This window comes from Bradyrhizobium nivariense (assembly GCF_029846695.2).
Lineage (GTDB): Bacteria > Pseudomonadota > Alphaproteobacteria > Rhizobiales > Xanthobacteraceae > Bradyrhizobium.
The window spans coordinates 1-20,818 of the sequence record NZ_JARWCR020000106.1 but is presented as its reverse complement, the minus strand read 5'-3'; the positions used below and the strand labels follow the sequence as shown (position 1 = coordinate 20,818).

Sequence of the window (20,818 nt, the reverse complement as noted above, 5' to 3'; positions counted from 1 at the left end):
CTACATCGCCGAAACACTCGAGGCCATTATCGACGGCCATCCCCATAGCAGAATCGAAGACCTCATGCCGTGGCGCTTCCGCAAGGCGTCAAGCCAGGCTCAATAGGGCCCCGGCTGAGCGCTTACGTCAAAATAGAGGTCAAGCACCAATCAAAAGGGCCGCAGAGCTACGCTTTCTCTTGATCTGGGTGCGTGTAGCGTCCACGAAATCGTAGCCCTTAGGCTCTCGTTCTGCGAGACGTCGATCTCCGTCTGGAGTAACGCGGAATAGGGTGAAGCTAAGAAAGCCACGCTGCATTGGAAGCCTGGGCCGTCGCCTACACGACGCGGGAGATGGATGCCCACAATGAAGTGCAAATACGTGTGCGGGCCAACCTATATTGAGGCACTCGATTCCATACCGCTCCAACCGGGAGCCAGGACCGACGTTGCAAATGCCGCTTCGCAAGCAGCGAGACTAACTCGTAGTTGAGGAAACAGGCCTGAGGTATCGCCGCCCGCCTGAGGAAACGGCCCGAACAATCTGTACCGCTCGTCGCGGGCTGCAGATCCAAGCTGTTAACGCGCCCGCCGAGGTCAGGGATCGAAGTAGTCGCCATCGGCAGCGCGACAAACGCCGATCTCTGACCGCCACGTACGTTCTGCCGCCGAGTTCACACTATCGAAAAGATCGCGACTCATGAAAAGGCCTCCGGCGGGCATGCCGGAGGCCTTCTTGGAGGTTTGACGTAGGTAGCGATTTCTCCTTTTCGGCTAAGTCGCGATCAGAAGCTGCGGGTTGCGCGGAGCGAGAGCGTTAGGGCGCCTTGGTCCTTCAGCTCGTAGACGCCGGCCGGCTTGGCGATACCCGCCTGTACCGGAAGGGTCACCGTGCTTCCGCTCGCGTACTTTTGATCGAGCATCACGTACGTGAGATCGGCGGCGAAGGCCAAATTCTTGACAGGAGTCCAGATCGTTCTCGTACCAATAACCGCGTAGTTGAAGTCCGGGTTGCAACCTCCAAGTCCGCTCGAAAGAGCAAGAGTTGCGACGAATGCACCGCAGATATAACCCTTGGCCGTTCCATTGTAGCGGACGGCGGCCCAAGCACCGTAGACACTGCTGCTCCAATATGGATTCCAGTTGTGTGTGTAGGCGCCGTTGAAGCCGTAGCTCGTGGTCAGCTGCTGGCCTGCGCCGGCAACGAACACGGAATCAGAGAGCCCCGCGAGGCCTACGCTTTGGTAAGCACCCGCCAGCCCCGCACCGCCATACATTGCGTAGGTGGCCGACGTATACTGCTGAAAGTTGTAGCCGGTTGCACCGTTGGTATACACGCCCTGGATGTTGATCGTGTCACCCGGGCCCGTCGGGATGTTCTTGATCGACAGTGCCAGCTGACCGGCCCAACCCCATTTGTCGCTCGGATGACCGGTCGTCTCATCGACCCCATAGTAGGAGGCAAGGTTGTCATGCGCTGCGACTGAAGCCTGGAAGAGGCCCCAAGCCTGGTCGACACGAAGCTGCCCAACGAAATCTGGCGCTCGCGAGCCCCCGACATCGCCAACACCGTAAGCACCGGCAGACAGGCCTGCGGCAGTCGCACCGCTCACGTTCCAAATGTTGGTTGTGCGTTGTCCGACCTGATCCTCGGCCGAGAAGCTGGCTGTGATGCCCTGACCAAAATCAGCAGTGTAGGCGAACTGATTGATGGCTTCATACCCGGCGCCTCCAGGCAGACCGTCGTAGCTGTTTCCTGGATAGTTGGTCCAAGGAGAGGCGAACTGTGATTGCGCTCTACCGAACGTGAAGCCGGCGAATTGGATAAATGCGTAGTAAATACTGAGATTGCCGCCGGAAATCATGCCGCTGCCGCTTCCAGCGGGATTATTTCCAGTATACGCGGTTGAGCCGTTGATGGCGGTGGTGCCGGCACCGGAATACCCGCCCGCGGTCCAACTATAGCCGATATCACCGTAGGTGCGAACAACGCCATATTCGGTCGCAGTGCGAGTATCTACGGTGGAGTCGAAGCGCGCCCTGGTAGTGTAATAGTTGCTAAGACGGTTGTGCGCGCCACCGATGCCATTGTTGGGGCTGGTGTAAACACCATTCGAACCCAGTACCGTCTCGGCCCGAACGTACCCACCCAGCTTAATGCAGGTGTCGGTGCCGGGAATATAATAGAAGCCGGCGCCATACAGCGAGCAGATTTTCACATACTCGACCGCCTTCGCCTTCACGGGAAGATCGGCTGCCTGTGCCCCGGCTCCCGCGAACATTGCCGCAGAACCAATGATAATACTCTTCATAAGCTTCATCGTTGACCTCCAAGTTGGAAACGCCGTTTCCGTCATTCAAAGATCCGCCGCGGCTTGCCTCACTCAAGGGGCAGGTGCCTGACGAAACGACTCGAGGCGCCCCCTCGCTGTCATTACGAGGTCTAATTTACCCAATCTATTTCCGCAATTAATTAATTTCTGCAATTACATTTTGGAACGGGCGTGTCGCAATTTGGCAACATGCGCGGCTCATCTGCGACGCTGCTGCCAATAACTTCCGGAGCACCCAGGAGGCTCCGCCTGGAGATTCAACATGTTCGCCGAAGGCGGATCTAGCGACCTAGCGATAGCGACAAGCGCAGCGATATCTTAAATTAATTATATAAGTCAATTTCATTCTGGCATGGTGCCTATGTTCTGCGAGGCCTTTCTGAGGGTGTGCAAGACCGCTAGGTGACTATTGGGGCCACGGGGCGTCCCATCGATGACACTGCGGAAAGACTAACATGGCCGAAAAAGGACCGCTGGACAGATCCGTTAGGGACTTCGTCTGGAACATCATTGAAATTCACTCCCAACTCGAGGAAATACACAAGAGCTGGGCTCAATTGTTAGGGATAACCGAAGCACAGTGGCTGATTCTGATGGCCATTGAGGAGCTCGATGGAGGTCTCGGCGTCTCGGGAATAGCGGTTGCAAATAAGTTGCGGATTCATCCGGCCTTCGTCACCAACCAAACGAAACGGCTTGAAGCGATGGAGTTCCTAGCCCGCGGGCCATCGCCTGATGACGCAAGGTTTGTCCAAATGTCCTTGACTTCAACCGCGCGTGCGGAAATCAAGAAACTCTCCATCAAAAGAGAAGCACTCAACTCCACCATCTTTGACGGCCTAGACGAGGCGTCGCTTGACTACCTCAATAAGCGACTAAGCTCGATTGCCAAGAATAGCCGTTTGGCATCTCAAAAACTGAGTATCGGCGTATTGTAGGCCTACCCACTGCACGAGCTTGCGACAAACGTTGTTGATGAGCTTTAAAGAGCAGCGCCTCGGTATCGAGCTGACTGCAGTGAAATACGGCTTTGTTTCATTTTTCCGTCATGGCTCTTTATTTAGGATCTTGTTGTCCTGGCCGACAACGCATACGGAGCCAAATTGCGTGAGCAGCTTGCGCTCTAACCAGCCGAAACTGCAATCATCAGAAGTGACGAAGTTTTCAACCTCGCCCGCAGGGGTCCGAGCCATCCGCGCTATCGCCAACTCTAGATCAATTTGAGCCGCTGTGCACTCAGCCTGTAGTTCGATCGCCTCCGACAAGCTGACCGGGCCACACCCACCCGCAGTCACGAGAACTGGGCATTTCAACCGTCGCACCAATCGCGAGCGACGCACCGACACTGGGTGCTCGCCCACGAACTCTGCAGTATTCGTCATCCAGCCGACGGAGGCCAGAGTCCGCGCCCATGCCCAAAGGCCGCCATCACAAACAGCCGCAGCAACGCGGCGATCCGAGACAGCGAAATCGGTAGCTAGAACAGCCGACAATCCTTCTCCGTAGACGCCAATTCGAGCGCCATCGATATCGGGCCGAGCCGACAAATAGTCGAGACAGCAAGACAACAAAGTTTCCGATTGGCCGCGCCACTGATTTGCAACGTTCTCGTGAGAGACCACCAGAACCGAAATGCCTCGACCAGTCACAACGGGCAACAGCCTTCCAAGCAAGGTCGCTGCCGATTCTTCTTCTCTGCTGATGCAAATGACTGCCGGGACACACAAATCCGGACCAAATCCAGGCACGTAGTAGGCTGGAAATTCGGTTTGCTCCCAGGCCGAAATTCGTAGCCGCTCCACCTTTTGCCCGAGAGATCCAAACTTCTGAATGCCCGCCTCGACTTTGGCCGAAACGGCTTCTGCTTCAGGATCGTCTTCGTCAATCAGGCGCCTGGCAACTTCGAATGCAGTTAGCGCGCAAAGCCAAGCTTCCGTCGCCTTATCGAAAGCCCCCTTTTTGATGTTCAAATCACCAACAAGGGAATGAGCATCTCCGATGTTTGTCCATTTGACGAACCAGTTCCGCCGGTTTATCGCCCCGCGGATCCCATCGAGACCATCCAGAAACGCGGCGGCGTCTCGGCGGGTGGACGCAAGATCGCCCTTCAGATTGGGCCAAGCAGCGCACAGCATCGAATTCGACCCTTGGCGCGAATGCTCATCATCCGCTCACACGGATATTACCGGGCCTTGGGGATGAAGTTCCCTAATTTTGGGCTTCAAATCGCGGGAATTCCGCCTGTTACAGGTCAAGAGCGCAGATTTTCGTATACGCGGGACTATAGGCAATCCACCGCGATATCGAGGTGGATGCGTTTACATCAATATTGTGCAAATATGCGTGCAGGTCCGCCTGCGATTGAGTACAAGAAATCTCGTGCCGGCATGCTTTCTTTACGTTGTCGATAATGCATGGCGGCACATTCTCCGCGGCTCCTTTCTGAGGCTCTGGAGACTTTTACTACAGGACGATCGCACCGCGCTTGCTGGTAGACGGTGGAATTTGCTTGCGGGGCGATGGCGCCAGACAACGAGTTCTCGTCATTAGTTTCGTTCACTTCAAAGCCGCCCGCGCAAGAGATCAGGCGTCCCTGACTCCGCTCATCAATAGCTTCGCATTGGTCACGGCATCATACACTGGAAGACTCGTCTGCTCGCGCACAGGCTGGGCCACCAATGGAAATGCCGCGCATTCAAATAGGATCGCTTGAACGTTGCCATGTCGTTTTCGCATCAGCGCGATAGCGCCCAGCACGTCTTTAGTTAGCTGCGATACGGTGTAGTTATTCTCGGGCTGCGACATCATTCTCCAAGTATCGGAATTTTCAATGCCAGCAACCGCTATGCGATCTTGCACCTCAACACCCGCAAGCTTGAGCAGATCGAAAGTCAGTGGTCTCGAGTCGAACGTTAAGATGCCGATGCGCCCCTTGATTGCCGCAAGAAGGTACGGCAGCAGTAGCAACGAGGAGGTCGACACTGGTACCGAGAGCGACCGCGCCATCGCTTTCTGGTATTTGATCGCAAATCCGCAATTGGTCGTGATCGCGACCGCGCCAACACGAACCAATTCTTTTGCCGCGCTGATGAACGCGCTTTCCATTGTGTCGTCCTCCGCACCATAAACGACATTCTTGACCCACGCGTCCGGAATACGTCGGCAAATTAACGGAAATGAAAAAGTAAGCGATCCGAGCATAGTCTGTGGGGTGTTCTGTAACTGCAACAAACCGAGTGCGCCGCTGATCTGTGTCATATCGATCTAACTCCCGCAAAAGCCGCCGACTTGCTGTCGCTTGACGAAAGGTACGCCCGAAGCGACCCGTCGGAGATCTCATGGACAAGCTGTTTTGACAGTCTTCTTTGCCAATATTACAGCTTCGAAAAATTAGTTCCCATCGTACGCGTACGACGAAGGCCGCCCGATTGACGCATGCGCGCGGGGGCCGGGTCGGCTATGATGGCGCTGCGTGAAGGTTAGGCAGCTTGCTGATCGTTGGGGTCGTCGGCTTGGCGCGGGAGCTTCCATTCCCAGGGCAGCAGTTCGTGCAGATGCGAAGCGGGAAGATCGGCGATCCGGGCGAGGACGTCGGAGAGCCAGGCTTTGGGATCGACATCGTTAAGACGACAGGTGGTGATCATTGTCAGCATGATGGCGGCGCGTTCGGCGTCGCGCAGGCTGCCGGCGAAGGTCCAATTGCGCCTTCCCAAGGCGATGCCGCGCAACACTCTTTCGGCGGCGTTGTTGCTGAGGCAGATCCTGCCATCGTCGAGGAAGCGGGCGAAGTCGGCCCAACGCCTGAGCATGTAATTCATGGGCTTCAGGACCTCGGAGGAGCGTGAGAGGGTTTCTCGCTCGCGCAGCAGCCAGGTGTGCATGTCGTCGAGCAGCGGCTTGCTTCTCTCCTGGCGTACGGCGCGCCGCTCGTTGGCGCAGCGGCCGTTGATGGCGCGCTCGATCTCGAACAACGCATCGAGGCGTCTGACCGCCTCCAACGCGATCGGAGAAACCGGTTTGCTCTTCTTACCTTCCCGGGGGTTCTTCTCGATGTCGGCCAGCTCGAAGAAGCCCCGCCGCGCATGGGCGAAGCAAAACGCCGGCGTAATCGGCAGCACCTTCTTCTGCGGGTCGAACAGCGGCTCGAAGCCGTTGTAGCAATCGGCTTGCAGGATACCGGCGAAGGCGGCCAGATGCTTCTGGGGATGCTCGCCTCGTCGGTCGCTCGAGGCGTAATAGACCGCCGCCGGCGGCGCAGGTCCGGCGAAGGGCCGGTCATCCCGCACATATGTCCAGATCCGACCGGTCTTACACTTGGCCTTCGCCAGGATGCGGATGGTGGTGTCGTCGCCATGAAGGCGCTCGGCCGCGAGCACATGACGCTCGATCAGGTGGAAGAGCGGCATGACGGCAAAGGTCCCGTGGCCGACCTGGTCGGCCAGCGTCGACAACGGCAGGTCGATCCTCTCGCACTTGAAGCGCGCGCTCTGGCGGTTGAGCGGGATATGCATGCCGAACTTGTCGAACAGGATCGTCGCCAGCAATTGTGGGCCGATGAAGCCGCGCGGTGTGGCATGGAACGGCGCCGGCGGCTGGCTGATCTTCTCGCAATCGCGGCAGGTGAACTTCTCGCGCACGATCTCGATGACCTTGAACCGGCGCGGGATCTCCTCCAGCGTCTCGGTTACATCCTCGCCCAGCTTCGCAAGGCGCGCCCCACCGCAACAGGCGCAGGTCGTTGGCGCCTCAATGACGACTCGCTCGCGTTCGATGTCGTCCGGCCAGGGCTTGCGCACCGGCCGCTTGCGCGTGAAGGCGCGCACGCTCTGGGTTTTCGCCGCCGCGGCCTGCGCGGCAAGCTCATCCTCGCTCGCCGTGGTGACGAGGTCTTCAAGTTCCAATTCCAGCTGCTCGATCAGCCGCGCCGTGCGCTCGGAGCGCTGCCCATACAGTTCGCGTTTGAGCTTCTCGATCCGCAGTTCGAGATGCGCGATCAGCGCCGCGTTATCCGACAGCTCCGCCTGCGCGCTGGCAGCCATCGCCTCGGCTCGCAGCCGGGCCTCACGCTCGGCCTGCAGCGCTGCCATGGCACTGACAAGATCCGATGAAAGGTCCTCCGGCTTCGATATCATGAAGCCATTGAATCAGATCAAGCAGCAGATTCAAACCCAAAACAGCTATCCGACCCGCGTCGGACGCTGGGTTTCTTGCGGGTTGCGCCAATCGATTCCGGACAACAGGTAACTCATTTGCGCCGGCGAGATCGTCACTGCATCGCCCGCAACCGAAGGCCAGATGAACCGCCCTCTCTCCAGTCTTTTGGTGAACAGGCATGCTCCCTGGCCATCGTGCCAGATCACCTTCACAAGATCGCTTCGGCGACCGCGGAAGACAAACAGATGACCGCAGAGCGGGTCCTTGCGCGGCACCTCCTGCACCTGGAGCGCCAGCGACGGAAAGCCTCGGCGCATGTCCGTGTAGCCTGTCGCAAGCCACACTCGTGCGCCCGTCGGAACCGGGATCATCGGCGTACCAAAGCATCGAGAACGCGACGTAGTGCGTCTCCATCAACGTCGCCATCGACCCGGATGCGGTGCCCGCTACCAAGATCTATCTCGATGATGCTCAGGCTCTTCCGTCGACGCGCCGCCGTCGTCGTCAGTGGCGCTTCGGCCGCCTCCCGCGGCGGCACAGACGGCCCAATCTCGACCGGCACGAACGGCGCTATACTCGCTTCACCGTGCTTGCAAAGCTCTTTGCGCCACCTGAACAGCTGGCTTACATGAAGGCCAGCCATGCGAGCCACCTCGGAAACACTGGCTCCGGGCTCGAGCGATGCTGCAACGAGCCGTTCCTTCTCATCCTGCGACCACCGGCGCCGCCGCTCGACCGATGTGATCACCTCCGCCCTCGAAATCGTCATAGCGCTTCTCCTAGGATTACCCTAGGACCTGCACAAGGCGGCCCTCAACGGAGGAATACTTCCCATCGCACGCAGGCAAGCCTTGTTCACGCGATCACTCAACACACGGCGATCATCATCCCCGAAGAAAGCCGAACCACAGTCGGGCGGTTGGCTTGAGATCAATACGACTTTGCCAGGCCAAGAACTTTCTCGGCGATAAAACTTAGCACTAGTTGCGGGCTAACGGGCGCAATGCGCGGAATCATGATTTCGCGCAGATAGCGCTCTACATGGAACTCCTTGGCATAGCCAAAGCCCCCATGGGTCATCACCGCCTGCTCGCAGGCCTGGAAGCCAGCCTCACCAGCGAGATATTTGGCGGCGTTGGCCGCAGCTCCACAAGGCATCCCGTTGTCATATTGCCAGGCCGCCGACATCACCATGAGCCACGCCGCTTCGAGCTCTATCCAGTTTTTCGCTAGCGGATGCTGAATCGCTTGGTTCTTGCCGATCGGCCGGTCGAAGACGATCCGGGTCTTGGCATATTCGGCGGCCCGGGATAAGGCGAGCTTACCTAGTCCAACCGCTTCCGCTGCGATCAATATGCGCTCGGGATTCATACCCTCAAGGATATATTCGAATCCTCGCCCCTCTTCGCCAATCCGGTCCTCCATCGGGATCTCGAAATCCTCGAAGAACAACTCGTTGGAGTCGACGATTTTGCGGCCCATCTTTTCGATCTCGCGGACCTTGATCTGCTTTCGGTTGAAATCGGTGTAGAATAGGCTCAGCCCCTGCGTCGGCCTCTTCGCCTCTTCCACCGGCGTGGTGCGCGCGAGTAGCAAGATCTTATGGGCGACCTGGGCGGTGGAGATCCAGACCTTCTGGCCGTTGACGATATAGCGGTCGTTTTTCGCGACGGCGCGCGTCTTGAGCTGGGTAGTGTTCAGTCCGGTGTTCGGCTCGGTCACTGCAAAGCATGCCTTGTGACGCCCCTCCACCATCGGAGGGAGCATGCGCCGGCGCTGCTCTTCACTTCCGAACACCGCGACCGGATTAAGCCCGAACACGTTGATGTGCACTGCAGACGCGCCCGACATGCCACCTCCAGATTCGGAGATCGTTCGCATCATAACAGCAGCTTCCGTGATGCCGAGACCGGCCCCGCCATAGGCCTCCGGGACGCAGATGCCGAGCCAGCCTGCCTCGGCCAAAGCCTTGTAGAAATCGTGGGGAAAGCCGCCATCGCGGTCTTTGCTCAGCCAATAGGCGTCGCCGAAGTCGGCGCAGATCTTGGCAATCGCATCGCGAATTGTCTCTTGCTGGTCGGTGAGCGCGAAGTCCATAAATATCTCTCCTGGCGGTTGGGTCCTCGACAGCTCGGGCCGTTTGCAGATCAGAACGCGTCGAGCTGCCGCTGGCCATCGACTTCACGGTCTCCAGGCGACGCACCGCTTTGATGCCGCAAGCACAGATCAAGCGCCCATCTCAGCGAGGGGATTCGCAGCGCGACAACAGATAAAGCCCAGCTCTACATTGTGATGGTTGCCATCGCCCTTTCCCTAGAACAAGCCGCCAAAGGAGGCGTTCCCACCGCCGGTCCGGTCCATCTCGTGTGCTTCATGAGCCGTACGCTCTGACACTGTTTTAAACTCATCAGGATGGGCCTGCGGCCTCACACTATCCACGGCTCGACGCCCCCTTTTGATCGCGCGCAGGTCTGCAGCCTTAGTCAAGTGTGGCATCATGGCCACGGCCATTTGATTGCCAGGGCATCATCAATTGCCCTCCTTGATTCAGCGAGCTTTGTCCGATCAGGATTACTGATCGCAACGCTTGCTCCGACGGCGATCTCGCCAACTCCAGAATAAGACCTTCGCTCTCCGCCGGATCTTGGACCGTCTTGACGCAGCAAGCTGAAACTCATGTGGGTGGCGCTTTAGGCATGGCCTTCATTTGCTGGAATGACGGCGATTTCGTTCGTGTCGATGGTAATGCCGAGGAGATCGCCAACCTTTGGATGGAGTCCAAATGGAAAGCGCTCCTGCATCGTCAGCTGCTCTCCATTGATGTCGAGCACCACTCGCGTCGCCCCGCCATAATAGTGGGAATGAAGCACGCGAGCCTGCAGCAATGGCCCGGCAGCGCCACCGGTCGACAGCTTAACCTGTTCCGGCCGGATCACGGCCGTGCCAGGCCCAGCAATCCAATTGCCCACGAGGCGAACGCCAGCGGTTGACGTAAAAATGCCATCAGTCCCCACTGTTCCTTTCAGCAGAGAACACCAGCCGATAAATTTCGCGACGAAAGACGTGGCCGGTGTCTCATAGATTTCACCGGGGGTGCCAATCTGTTCGACCCGACCGGCGTTCATGACCACAATACGATCTGACATTGTCAGGGCTTCTTCCTGATCATGCGTTACAAACAAAGTGGTAACATTGACACCTCGGATCACCTCTCGCAATTCTTCCCGCATGCGAACTCGCAACTGCGCATCCAGATTTGAGAACGGCTCATCGAGAAGCAGTACTGCTGGTCGCATCGCCAGCGCACGGGCGAGCGCAATCCGTTGTTGCTGGCCGCCCGAGAGTTGACTAGGCAAACGCCGCGCCAAATGGGGAAGCTCGACAAGCTTGAGCATTTCCTCCACGCGCTTCTCGCGCTCCGCGCGCGGCCATTTCAAGTTTTCCAGGCCAAATGCGACGTTTTCGGCGACCGTCATGTGTGGAAACAGGGCGTAGCTCTGAAACACCATTCCAGTATCTCGCCGATAAGGCGGTTGATGCGTCATGTCGACGTTGTTGATGCTTACGGTGCCGGAGGTCGGCTCTACAAATCCGGCGACCATACGCAGCGTCGTCGTCTTGCCGCAGCCCGATGGACCAAGCAGGCACACCAGTTCGCCGCGACGCGCGCTCAAGGAAACGTCGGCGACAGCAACCGTCTCACCGTAGTGCCTGGAAACCGAGCGTAATTCCACGACAAGGTCACGGGCTTCCCGCACAGTGTTGTCATGTTCTTTCGACAAAGCCAGCATCTCTTCTCCTCGCTACGCTAATCTTTCCGCGCCGATCAAGCGCTCGATCATCAGGATGACGACAAGTGTGACTAAGATCATGATACTCGATACGGCCGCAACGAGTGGATCATAGCTGGTATCGACATACGCAAAAATCTGAACAGGCAGGGTCACATTGCCGCCGTAGGTGAGAAACGCGGAAACGGTGACGTTTCCGAACGACGTCACAAAGGCGAAGATCGCAGCTGATAGCAAGCCAGGCAGAATGAGTGGCAAGGTAATACGCCGGATGACAAGCAACGGAGTGGCGCGGAGGTTCATCGCCGCCTCTTCGAGCACCCGGTCGTGCAAAGTAAGGCTCGCGAGAATCGTGCGTACGACGTACGGGATAGCAAGAACTAGATGGCCGAGAAGCAGCGGATAGATCGTCTGCGTCAGATCTAGCCACGCGAAGAGCTGCAGCAGTCCGATGCCGAGTGCGACGGTGGGCACAATCAACGGCGAGAAGGCCAGACCCTGCAAAATCGCTTTTCCTCGAAAGGAAAACCGGTTGATTGCGAAGGCGGCGGCAAAGCCAATTGCCAGCGCGACTATCGCAACGAGCACCGCAACGTACGTGCTCGTCCAGAGCGCCGTCATGAATAGTTCGTTCTCCCACGCCGTTTGATACCAGCGCAGCGAAAACCCCGTGGGAGGAAAATTCATTGTGTCGCCGCTGGTGAACGATGACACAATCACCAAGATTGCTGGTAAGGCGAGCATCGTGTACACGATCGCGCGAACGAACGCGCCGGACACAGCCATCGAATAGTCAATGAGATCAGAGCGCATAGCGTCGTCCACCGATAATGAGACGTGAAGCAGCTAGGGCGTTGATCGCCGCTGTGAAACCAAGCCCGCTCACAAATAGGATGAAAGCCATCGCTGCGCCGGATGGCCAATTCAGTTCCGCCATGATGCGCTCATAAATGAGGCTTCCGAGCATGGCAACGCGATTTCCGCCAATCAGACGGGGCGTGACAAACGCGGAAATGGACAGCACGAAAACGAGGTTGAAGCCAACAAGAATGCCAGGAACCGCGAGTGGAATGACAACCTTTTGGAAGGTGACGAAGCGATTGGCGCGTAGATTTGCAGCTGCCTGTTCAAGCACAGGATCTATTTGAGTAATGACACTCATGACAGACAAGATCATGAACGGCAGGAACTGTTGCACCAGGACTATTAAGACCGCAGGCCGACTAAAGAGAAGGTATTTTGGCGAAGAAAACATGCCGAGATTTACGAAAAGTGAATTGACGAGCCCATTGCGGCCAAGAATGATCAACCAGCCGAACACAATGACTACAAGGCTGAGCGTCAGCGGCAGGATTACAATAATCGTCCGCCATCGCCGCGCCAGAGGCGGCAGTCGAGCGAGCGAATACCCGGTAGGGAAGCCGATCGCCAGGCAGATCGCGCTGACGATCAATCCGTCGACGAACGTTTCCAACAGCACCGACGAGTAATAAGAATCCGAGAAGAAATGGACGTAATGCCTTAAGCTGAAGCCGCCTCCATCGAGAAGATGGTCACTGAGCAAAAAACTCGACCGCAACAAACCCAAGACCGGCACCACCAGAAATCCGGTCAGAAGCAGGACCATAGGGGCCAGCAAGAGTCCCGCACGTAGGATTGGGCGATTAAGGAGAGGCTCCTTCACGATGGACCTTTCACAGTTAATATGATCTTGGAACGCGGCGTTACGTGAACTCTGGGATTCACGTAACGCCAAACTAATGTAAGCAGTCACCCTACCTAACTTCGAATTATCTTATTCAGCCGCTCGATCCACGCACTGCGGTTTGCCATCAGCTTCTCCCAATCAATTTTCCTTTTGAGGGCATTGCGCTCCGGCGAGTTGAACAGGAGGTCCTTCCGAAGGTCTTCCGGCAATTTGACATCAGTCGTGACGCCATACCGTAGTGCCTGCGGCACCCCGAGTATGCCTTGATCGGAGAGCAACTGATCAGCAAACGCGTGCGCGGCTTCCCGATACTTCGTACCCTTGATGACATTGACATAATCTGTCGTCGAGTAGATGCCCTTAGATGGGACAACGGTCACGATGGGAACGCCCTTTGTGCGCAGTTCGTGGGCGCGGCCGTCCCAAAAGATGCCTGCATACGCCTCCTCGTTTTGGAACATCTGCATCTCGGCAACTGTTGTCTGCGCGAGCGCGGCAATGTTCGGCTTCGCCGCCTCCATGACCTTGAACGCTGGCTCCATGTTCGAAATCGAGCCGCCATTTTCCTCGGCTATGCCGAGCAAGTATAGGCTGCTGGTCGTTTGATCCGGGGTCGGGACGACCGCGTGACCTGCCAGATCAGGCCTCGCGATATCCGAGTACGACGTAAGCGGCTCTTTGATGTATTTTGAGTTGTAGACCGGAACGACGGACGCGACGTCGAATGGTATGCCGTAATCGCCGAATTCGCGGAATCCGGGAAGGATCCGTTTGACGTTGGGAACGTCTGGCGTCCTAATCTCTTCGATGACGCCGGCCTTAAGGAGTTCCACCATGTAAGGGCCAGGCACTATGAACATGTCGTACGGTGGATTGTCCTTATTTGCGATCAGTTTGACGAGGTCCGCTGACGTAGCGCCGGCGATGAACTGGATCTTGAGCCCGTACTTCTCTTCGAGCGGCGCGGCCACACTCTTTCTAAGGGCGTCGTCATAAACCCCGCCGTATCCGTTCACTCGCAACGTGATTCCGGCAAATTTTTTCGACTGAGCCTGTACGTAGGGTGAAGCCAAAGTGCCGGCCGCAGTCACCGTCGCGAGTTTTATAAAAGTGCGCCTTTTCATTTCCCCATCTCCTCTCTTTTGTAATCCCTCGTGAAGGTCACAGTTACGCTATTCTCACTCAACGAACAGATAGCGCGCCAACCTGAAGAATGATTTTCGCACTATTGCGATCGCGCCATGCCGGAGTCGCAGAGGACGGGCGATCGACACGGCCAAGCACAACGCGCGGCTGCTCAGTCGCACCTCAAGCGGCGTCCTCGCCGCGCACTTTGCGCGGAAGTTTGGAGCTCCGGCCTACCGTGAAGTGCAGACAGAGGGCGCAGTCCTCGCGAAGGCGTAGTGTATAACGACGCTGCGGGAATAGACTTTCTGAACATCAGAAGCCGATCTCCTTAACGCCTCAAAGCGCATCCGGGCTCGGCCTCGTCCGAACAGCCCGCACCGAGAATAGCCACGAACTCGCCGGCACGCGACAAGACCCCTGACGGGGCGATATGCCCCTTTATGCGGGTGCGTTTGCAATATTCGATCTCTCCTGCGCATTGGTCCCGTCACTTCGTCAGCCGCCATGTTCCATCCCTCGCGCAAATACTACTGGCCTCTCAGATCTGAATTTACGCAATATAGGGCTTCGTTTGGAAGAAATTCTGCACACAATCGCCAGATTGCGAAGCTTTCATGTCATTCGCTTTAGGGACGCGCTCAAGTTTGGAATGATCGTGCAGCACTACTTATCGCTGCCGAAGCGGGAAACTTCCTAGCCGATGTTCAGCCGCCACTGGGCACTGGTAGAGATAAAAAAATGACTGCACGCGTTGCGGCGAACGCAGGAATTCGGACGAGCCACCATGGAGATCAGCGCTCAAGTCCCGCGCTTCGTCGGCTCGCGCTGCAGCCCCCGGCTCGAGCGGTTTGCCTTGAGCCGTTCGCAAATAGGCACCGGTCCGCGTGCGGGATAGCCGAACGAACAATGGTCGAGCGCTGAAGATTCTAGAATTCGCAAGCCATGTTCGGTCTACGCATGACAATCACCGGTTACTGTGCCCCGATTTCGCTCGGAGGTTACATCGCCGATATACACTTCGAGTTTCGTGCAGCACGGGCAGCGTCGGTGGACACAGCCGTCTCGAACGCACAGAAAATGGCTGGAGATTGACGTAATCGCAATGAAAGTTTCGCCAGCCGGTCGGTCTTGGCCTCCAGCCCTGCGATTCGCAATAGGCTACGGAAGATTGACCGGCTCGTCTCGTGCATGCCCTCAATGCCCCAGGAGCCGCGACCGATTTCGCCGTTCTCAACAATCGAGCCCGGAGCAATCGCCCTGAGCCATCAATAGCAGCGCCAACGGCGGCAACGGGACTGCCGCCGGAACAAAGTAGACGTTTTCGCTTGATCACTTGACGAACAGAGTGCGTAGCGTCGTAGTCAATGGTTCATAGCCGTTCTCGGTGACGGCGAGGGGTTGGGTGATGCAGATGCTCTTGTCCTCCAGCCAGAGAGCAGCCATCATGTGAAAGCACATTCCCGGATGAAGCACTGTATGATCCCCCTTGCGCAAACTGGCTGTTCGCTCCGCTGACGCGGGCGGATAGCCTATTCCTTGCGAATAACCGAGCCTCGCCTCCTTCTCGTATCCATGACGTTTGAGCGTTCTCGCGTAGGCGGCCTGAATTTCTGAGCAAGTGCGGCCGGGCCGGACACCTTCGAGGCCCATATTCAGGGCTTCGATCGCGATCTCCGAGAATTTTTGGTAGTCGGGGGTAGGTTTCCCGACCACAATTGTGCGAGCCAGATTGACCTGGTAGCGAAGCCGAACTCCGTGAACTTCCGTATAGATTGTTGTTGATGCCGGCAGCGGCTCGTCAGTCCATGTGGGATGCGGCACAAGAGCACGCTCGCCAACGCCAAAAAACAGGCATGAGCTATCGTAGCACCCCCCAAACTCGGGCGTGCCCGATATCTGCTGGTGATAGACGGCAGCTGCGACATCGCATTCCCGCACGCCTGGCTCGATTGTGTCAACGGCCCGCTTTATCATCGCATCGGCGATGCGACCGGCTTGGCGCATGTACACGAGTTCCGCCGGGCTTTTCACAATTCGGATCCAATTGACCAGTAGGTCGGCGTCCACAAACTCAGCAAGGGGCAGTGCTCGGACAAGATCGGCATGTGCGCGCGCGGAATAATAATAGCCTCCCATCTCCACGCCGATTTTCGCCTTTTCACCACCAAGTTCCTTTACGAGGTCTGCCATAACGTCGTACGCCGATAAGCCAGCATGCGAGTTCACATACTCGTCCGGATAGGTTCTGATGTTATCATCTGCAAGATAAGTCCCCATTACTGCTTGGGGGCGCTCCATGAATCGCGCGATCCAGATGGGTTCATCGTGATTGACCGCGACGATTACCATTTGTGGCGTATAGAACGAGAGGCTGTCGTAGCCAGTTAGATAATTCTGGTTGGGAGGCTCCGAGAGGAGAAGAATATCGATTCCTCGCTTGGCCATCTCTTTTTTTACAGCCAACAAGCGTGCCGCGAATTCCGCCCGTTCAAAACGCAATTGCTTCTTCATATTGATCACCTCCAGATGTTGATTAGCTAAATTCGCGGTCCAACGGTATCCTACCTTGCGAGGCTGGGCATCACACTGCTTACAACCAGCCAATCCGTTTCTGCTCGTGTTTGTGCCTTGAACCTGCCTATGCGTTTCTTGGAGCAAATGGCCGTTGCGTGCACTGCTAAGGATCACTCGAAGTTCGTCCGGCGCATGTCGCGCGACACTTACTCAGCCATAGCGGAAGTTCTCGCCTCATGTCGGAGTTTTCGTGCATGATCTCTGATTTCTTGCACTACGCCGCATCTCACGGGCTACTCTTGCTCTCGGGTGATGGCGCACGGCGTGGGCGAGTACGCGCCGCTCGATGTCGCGGCCTTTACAGGCAAGATCGTCCGGCGTGTCGCAATTCGAGATCCGCGCTACATCTTGCTCAATGATCGGTCCCTCGTCGAGATCGGAGGTCACGTAATGTGCCGTTGCACCGATCAACTTGACGCCGCGCCCATGGGCCTGGTGATAGGGCTTGGCCCCCTTGAAGCCGGGCAGAAACGAGTGGTGAATGTTAATGCAGCGCCCCGACAACTTGGCCGAGACGTCATCGGATAGAATCTGCATGTAACGCGCGAGTACAACGAGATCCGTGTTGGTTTCCTGCACGAGCTCCCAAATTCGGGCCTCTTGGCCCATCTTGGTCTGCTTGGTCACGGGCAAATGGTAGAACGGCAGCTCGGCCAGGTCGGTGGAGGTCGAACTGCTGAGCATCAAGCATATTGCAACCAGCTTCGAACAAAAGACTCGATACCGCTGCTACGATACCTGGACGGTCAGGGCAGGACAAGGCAAGGATCATGGAACGGTCGGACATAGCGGTCATCGCTCGGTGGCGGCCCTTTGTAAGCTGCGTTAAAGGGAGGAGGAGGTAAACGTCATCTCTTAAACCCGCCCCGTGAGCAATTCCGGGGCGACGATGTCTTCGAGCTTGCGCCATTCGCCCTTCACTCGCGTGCGATTTGAATCGTAGAAGGCGCGAAGGGATGCTATGGCAGCGTGCCTTTCGCCAGCGATCTCTATCTCAAAATTTCCTTCAGACAGCCATTTTCCAGTGACGCCGTTCGTTGAGTGCAGATACCCCATGCCCACACCACAGCCCAGGGTGTGGCCGAAGCCTGCCGAGCGCAGGTAGCCGACGAGCGAACCGTCGCGCCAGACAGGCTCAGTTCCGAACAAAAGCGGCACCGCCGCGGGTGCGGCTAATTGCACAAGGCGTCGACGCGGAATCTGAGCGCGCCGTGATTCGAGAGCTGCCCGCCCGATGAAATCGTCACCCTTGTTCCAGGCGACCGTGAATCCCAGCCCTGCCTCAAGTGGCGAATCTTCATCGCTCACGTCCGCACCCCAGTCGCGGTACCCAGCCTCAAGGCGCAATGTGTTCAGTGCCACGTAACCCGCGTGGCGCAGATCAAGATGGCGTCCCTCGGCAATCAGCGCATCGTAAACGCCCAGAGCCTGTTCGGTTGGGATGTGCAGCTCCCATCCAAGTTCCCCCACGAACGTCATGCGGAAGGCGAGCGCCATGCCATAGCCGATCTCGATTTCTCGGGCCATCGCGAAGGGAAATGCCGCATCAGAAAATACCGCCGGACTCACACGCATGAGCAGTTCCCGTGAACGCGGTCCCATGACGGACAGGCATGCGTAGCCGGACGACACATCGGCAACGAACACGCGGCCTGCCCCTTTGGCATGCAGTCGAAGCCAGGCGAGGTCCCGGATGCGCTGCACGGCCGCCGTGACCACCAGGAATTCCTCATCCCCCGTTCGTGCGATCGTGACGTCGGACTCCATACCGCCACGTTCATTGAGCCAGGGTGTGTACACGATACGGCCCACCGGCACGTCAACATCATTGGTTGAGAGACGCTGAAGAAAAGCAAGCGCATCACGACCCTGCACAAGAAGATGTGCGAAGGAGGTCTGGTCAAACAGTGTGACCCCTGAGCGAGTCGCATCGTGTTCCGCCCCACTTGCCTTGAACCAGTCGTCGCGAGCGAATGTGGCGTGGGCGTTCGCGGACGCATCAGGGGCGCCGAACCATTGAGGCCGCTCCCACCCAGCGGCCTCCCCAAACTTCGCGCCAGCGGCTGCCAGCCGATCGTGCAGCGGCGAGACGCGGACGTTACGAGCCGTCGCGGGTGACTTGTGAGGCCAATGTAGAGCGTAAAGGAGTCCGACTGCCTCGCCCGTACGATCGCGCAAATATCGACGATTGCGCTGGAACGGCATGGCGCGCCGCACGTCCATTTCCCAGTAGTCACTGGCGGGCATACCCGTGGACATCCACTCGGCCATGACTTTGCCAGCGCCGCCAGAAGACTCGATGCCACACGAATTGAAGCCCGAGGCCACATAGAGGCCCGCAATGTCGGGGGCAGGCCCTAAAAGGAATCGATTGTCGGGCGTGAAGCTCTCCGGACCATTGAAGCTCAGTTGCAGTCCCACATTTTCCAACGCAGGCATGCGGCGCATGGCATTGGCGAGATGCGGCTCGATATGTTCCAAGTCGTCAGGCAGCGAAACGAAACTAAACTCACGCGGAATCCCGTCCATGGCCCAAGGTTTGCCCATCGGCTCGAAGAAACCCACCAGCAATTTTCCCGCGTCTTCTTTCGCGTAGAAGCACGCATCAAGATCGCGCACCGTGGGAGTATCTGGTGACAAACCTGCAATGGACTCTGTCATGACGTAGAAATGCTCTGCCGCATGCAACGGCACCGTCCAATTGAGATCGGCAGCTAGCGTCCGGGTCCACATCCCCGCGCAGACCGCGACTCTTTCGGTACGCACCAAGCCCTCTGCAGTCTCGACGCCGACGATTCGTCCCCTTTCGACCACGATTCGCGTCACCGGAGTGCGTTCCAGAATCTTCGCTCCACCCCCACGGGCGCCGGCCGCGAACGCTCGTGCCGTGTCCACTGGACTTGTCTTGCCATCGGAGGCAATCCATGCCGCTCCAAGTACGTCGGCCACGTCGAGCAATGGTACGCGTCGCTTGGCTTCAGCGGCGTCGATAATCTCGACATCGAGACCAAAAGAGCGCCCCATCGAAGCACCTCGCTTCAGCTCATCGAGCCGCGCGGGTGTTGCTGCGACAGTAATCGACCCACATTGCCGAAACCCGGTGTGCTGGCCGGTCAGCGTCTCGAGTTCATGGAACAATCCCGCGGTGTATTGGGCCAGCTTCGACATGTTCTCGCTGGCTCTAAGTTGGGTGACCAGTCCAGCCGCATGCCAAGTTGTACCACAGGTGAGCTGGTCGCGTTCGAGCAGCAGAACGTCACGATGCCCAAGTCGCGTGAGATGATAGGCGACGGACAGACCGATGATGCCACCGCCGATGATGACGTATTCCGCATGGGAGGGCAGCTTGCTTTGCATTCCATGACTCAAAGAAAGATGATTGCAGGCGGTTTGAGCGCAGCCCAGCGTTAGCGCATAGATGTTATTTTTTAGATTGGCGGCGTGGCACACCACCTGACCGATCCAGACGCGGCCGCCATGTCACGAACCGTCAGCGCGATTTTGAGCTGTTGCGCCGGATCGATGCTGCCGCGTTCGATGAAGCGTGCGGGATGTGCTGAACTGTGCAAAGTATGATCTCCCTCCCGCCCTGTTTCCGTGTCTAGGCCAGCGGGAAAGTCCATTTCTCGCCAAATTCTATCGGGCTCCAGATCTGAATTTCACTAATATGCCGGTTCGCAGAACAGAAATTCTGCGCCTGAGCGGCAAAACGCGACGCTTTTGCGTCACCATGCACCTCGGCGCGCGAAGCGGCACGACATCTGACCTTTGGAGATTAGCAGGTGCCTGATCCTGATTTAGGCGGCGCGGCACCTGCAGATCGGCGACGACCGCGTCAGCGCGGTTGCGAGCTAGCATTCCTCGAGCATGTTCTAGATTGGATGACAGTGACTGCTAGGCTGTTGAAATAAAGGTTCGCCTTCTACGGCAGCTATTGGTCGGTCGATATCCGATAACCAAGGTCGTGGGACCGCAACGAAAGAACGGCCGACTATTCAAGTTATTTGAAACTGGCGCGCGGGTCTGAACCGCTCCGGGTTTGCCGGAGGCTCCAACTCCTGAGAGGATGGAGCTATGAAAAGCAAGACGACGAACAAGTTTTCACCCGAGGTCCGGGCCCGAGCGGTTCGGATGGTTCTGGATCACGCCAG

At 57.5% G+C, this 20,818-nt stretch carries 14 protein-coding genes and 2 pseudogenes; 1 reads left to right on the top strand and 15 read right to left on the bottom strand.

Annotated elements, in window-relative coordinates; all coding sequences use genetic code 11:
• Positions 1–764 precede the first annotated feature (764 nt).
• Positions 765–2,300 carry a porin gene (locus tag QCM77_RS43070; RefSeq protein WP_280096798.1) on the bottom strand — a complete coding sequence of 512 codons (1,536 nt, stop codon included), beginning with the start codon at positions 2,298–2,300 and terminating at the stop codon, positions 765–767.
• A gap of 467 nt (positions 2,301–2,767) precedes the next feature.
• On the opposite strand from QCM77_RS43070, the gene QCM77_RS43065 reads away from it, so the two are divergent.
• The gene (locus tag QCM77_RS43065; RefSeq protein WP_280096797.1) at positions 2,768–3,250 is read left to right on the top strand and encodes a MarR family winged helix-turn-helix transcriptional regulator; all 483 of its coding nucleotides are present in this window, start codon (positions 2,768–2,770) and stop codon (positions 3,248–3,250) included.
• Positions 3,251–3,358: 108 nt separating this feature from the next.
• On the opposite strand, the gene QCM77_RS43060 is transcribed toward QCM77_RS43065, so the two are convergent.
• The 14 genes and pseudogenes from QCM77_RS43060 to QCM77_RS42995 form a co-directional block, all read right to left on the bottom strand.
• Positions 3,359–4,447 carry an alpha/beta hydrolase family protein gene (locus QCM77_RS43060; RefSeq protein WP_280096796.1) on the bottom strand — a complete coding sequence of 363 codons (1,089 nt, stop codon included), beginning with the start codon at positions 4,445–4,447 and terminating at the stop codon, positions 3,359–3,361.
• A 448-nt stretch (positions 4,448–4,895) separates the two neighbouring features.
• Positions 4,896–5,570 carry an aspartate/glutamate racemase family protein gene (locus QCM77_RS43055; RefSeq protein WP_280096795.1) on the bottom strand — a complete coding sequence of 225 codons (675 nt, stop codon included), beginning with the start codon at positions 5,568–5,570 and terminating at the stop codon, positions 4,896–4,898.
• Between the two features lie 221 nt (positions 5,571–5,791).
• Complete coding sequence (gene tnpC, locus QCM77_RS43050) at positions 5,792–7,444, bottom strand: IS66 family transposase (RefSeq protein ID WP_280096794.1); 1,653 nt, start codon at positions 7,442–7,444, stop codon at positions 5,792–5,794.
• 45 nt (positions 7,445–7,489) lie between these two features.
• The gene (tnpB, locus tag QCM77_RS43045) at positions 7,490–7,837 is read right to left on the bottom strand and encodes an IS66 family insertion sequence element accessory protein TnpB (RefSeq protein WP_280096793.1); all 348 of its coding nucleotides are present in this window, start codon (positions 7,835–7,837) and stop codon (positions 7,490–7,492) included.
• Positions 7,834–8,235 carry an IS66-like element accessory protein TnpA gene (tnpA, locus tag QCM77_RS43040; protein ID WP_280096792.1) on the bottom strand — a complete coding sequence of 134 codons (402 nt, stop codon included), beginning with the start codon at positions 8,233–8,235 and terminating at the stop codon, positions 7,834–7,836. The genes tnpB and tnpA overlap by 4 nt, the downstream gene beginning before the upstream one ends.
• Positions 8,236–8,396: 161 nt before the next feature.
• The gene (locus tag QCM77_RS43035) at positions 8,397–9,563 is read right to left on the bottom strand and encodes an acyl-CoA dehydrogenase family protein (protein WP_280096791.1); all 1,167 of its coding nucleotides are present in this window, start codon (positions 9,561–9,563) and stop codon (positions 8,397–8,399) included.
• A 593-nt stretch (positions 9,564–10,156) separates the two neighbouring features.
• Positions 10,157–11,257: an ABC transporter ATP-binding protein gene (locus QCM77_RS43030; protein ID WP_280096790.1), complete on the bottom strand. Its 1,101-nt coding sequence runs from the start codon at positions 11,255–11,257 to the stop codon at positions 10,157–10,159.
• A 12-nt stretch (positions 11,258–11,269) separates the two neighbouring features.
• The gene (locus QCM77_RS43025; RefSeq protein WP_280096789.1) at positions 11,270–12,070 is read right to left on the bottom strand and encodes an ABC transporter permease; all 801 of its coding nucleotides are present in this window, start codon (positions 12,068–12,070) and stop codon (positions 11,270–11,272) included.
• Positions 12,060–12,884, bottom strand: a complete 825-nt coding sequence (locus QCM77_RS43020; protein ID WP_280096788.1) for an ABC transporter permease — start codon at positions 12,882–12,884, stop codon at positions 12,060–12,062. The genes QCM77_RS43025 and QCM77_RS43020 overlap by 11 nt, the downstream gene beginning before the upstream one ends.
• Before the next feature lie 152 nt (positions 12,885–13,036).
• The gene (locus tag QCM77_RS43015; protein ID WP_280096787.1) at positions 13,037–14,089 is read right to left on the bottom strand and encodes an ABC transporter substrate-binding protein; all 1,053 of its coding nucleotides are present in this window, start codon (positions 14,087–14,089) and stop codon (positions 13,037–13,039) included.
• Positions 14,090–15,422: 1,333 nt separating this feature from the next.
• Complete coding sequence (locus tag QCM77_RS43010) at positions 15,423–16,604, bottom strand: M24 family metallopeptidase (protein WP_280096786.1); 1,182 nt, start codon at positions 16,602–16,604, stop codon at positions 15,423–15,425.
• Positions 16,605–16,841: 237 nt separating this feature from the next.
• A pseudogene (locus QCM77_RS43005) lies at positions 16,842–17,327 on the bottom strand (formyltetrahydrofolate deformylase); the annotation flags it as partial.
• A gap of 22 nt (positions 17,328–17,349) precedes the next feature.
• A pseudogene (locus tag QCM77_RS43000) lies at positions 17,350–17,439 on the bottom strand (ACT domain-containing protein); the annotation flags it as partial.
• Positions 17,440–17,522: 83 nt separating this feature from the next.
• Positions 17,523–20,120 carry a GcvT family protein gene (locus QCM77_RS42995; protein WP_347882440.1) on the bottom strand — a complete coding sequence of 866 codons (2,598 nt, stop codon included), beginning with the start codon at positions 20,118–20,120 and terminating at the stop codon, positions 17,523–17,525.
• Positions 20,121–20,818: the final 698 nt, after the last annotated feature.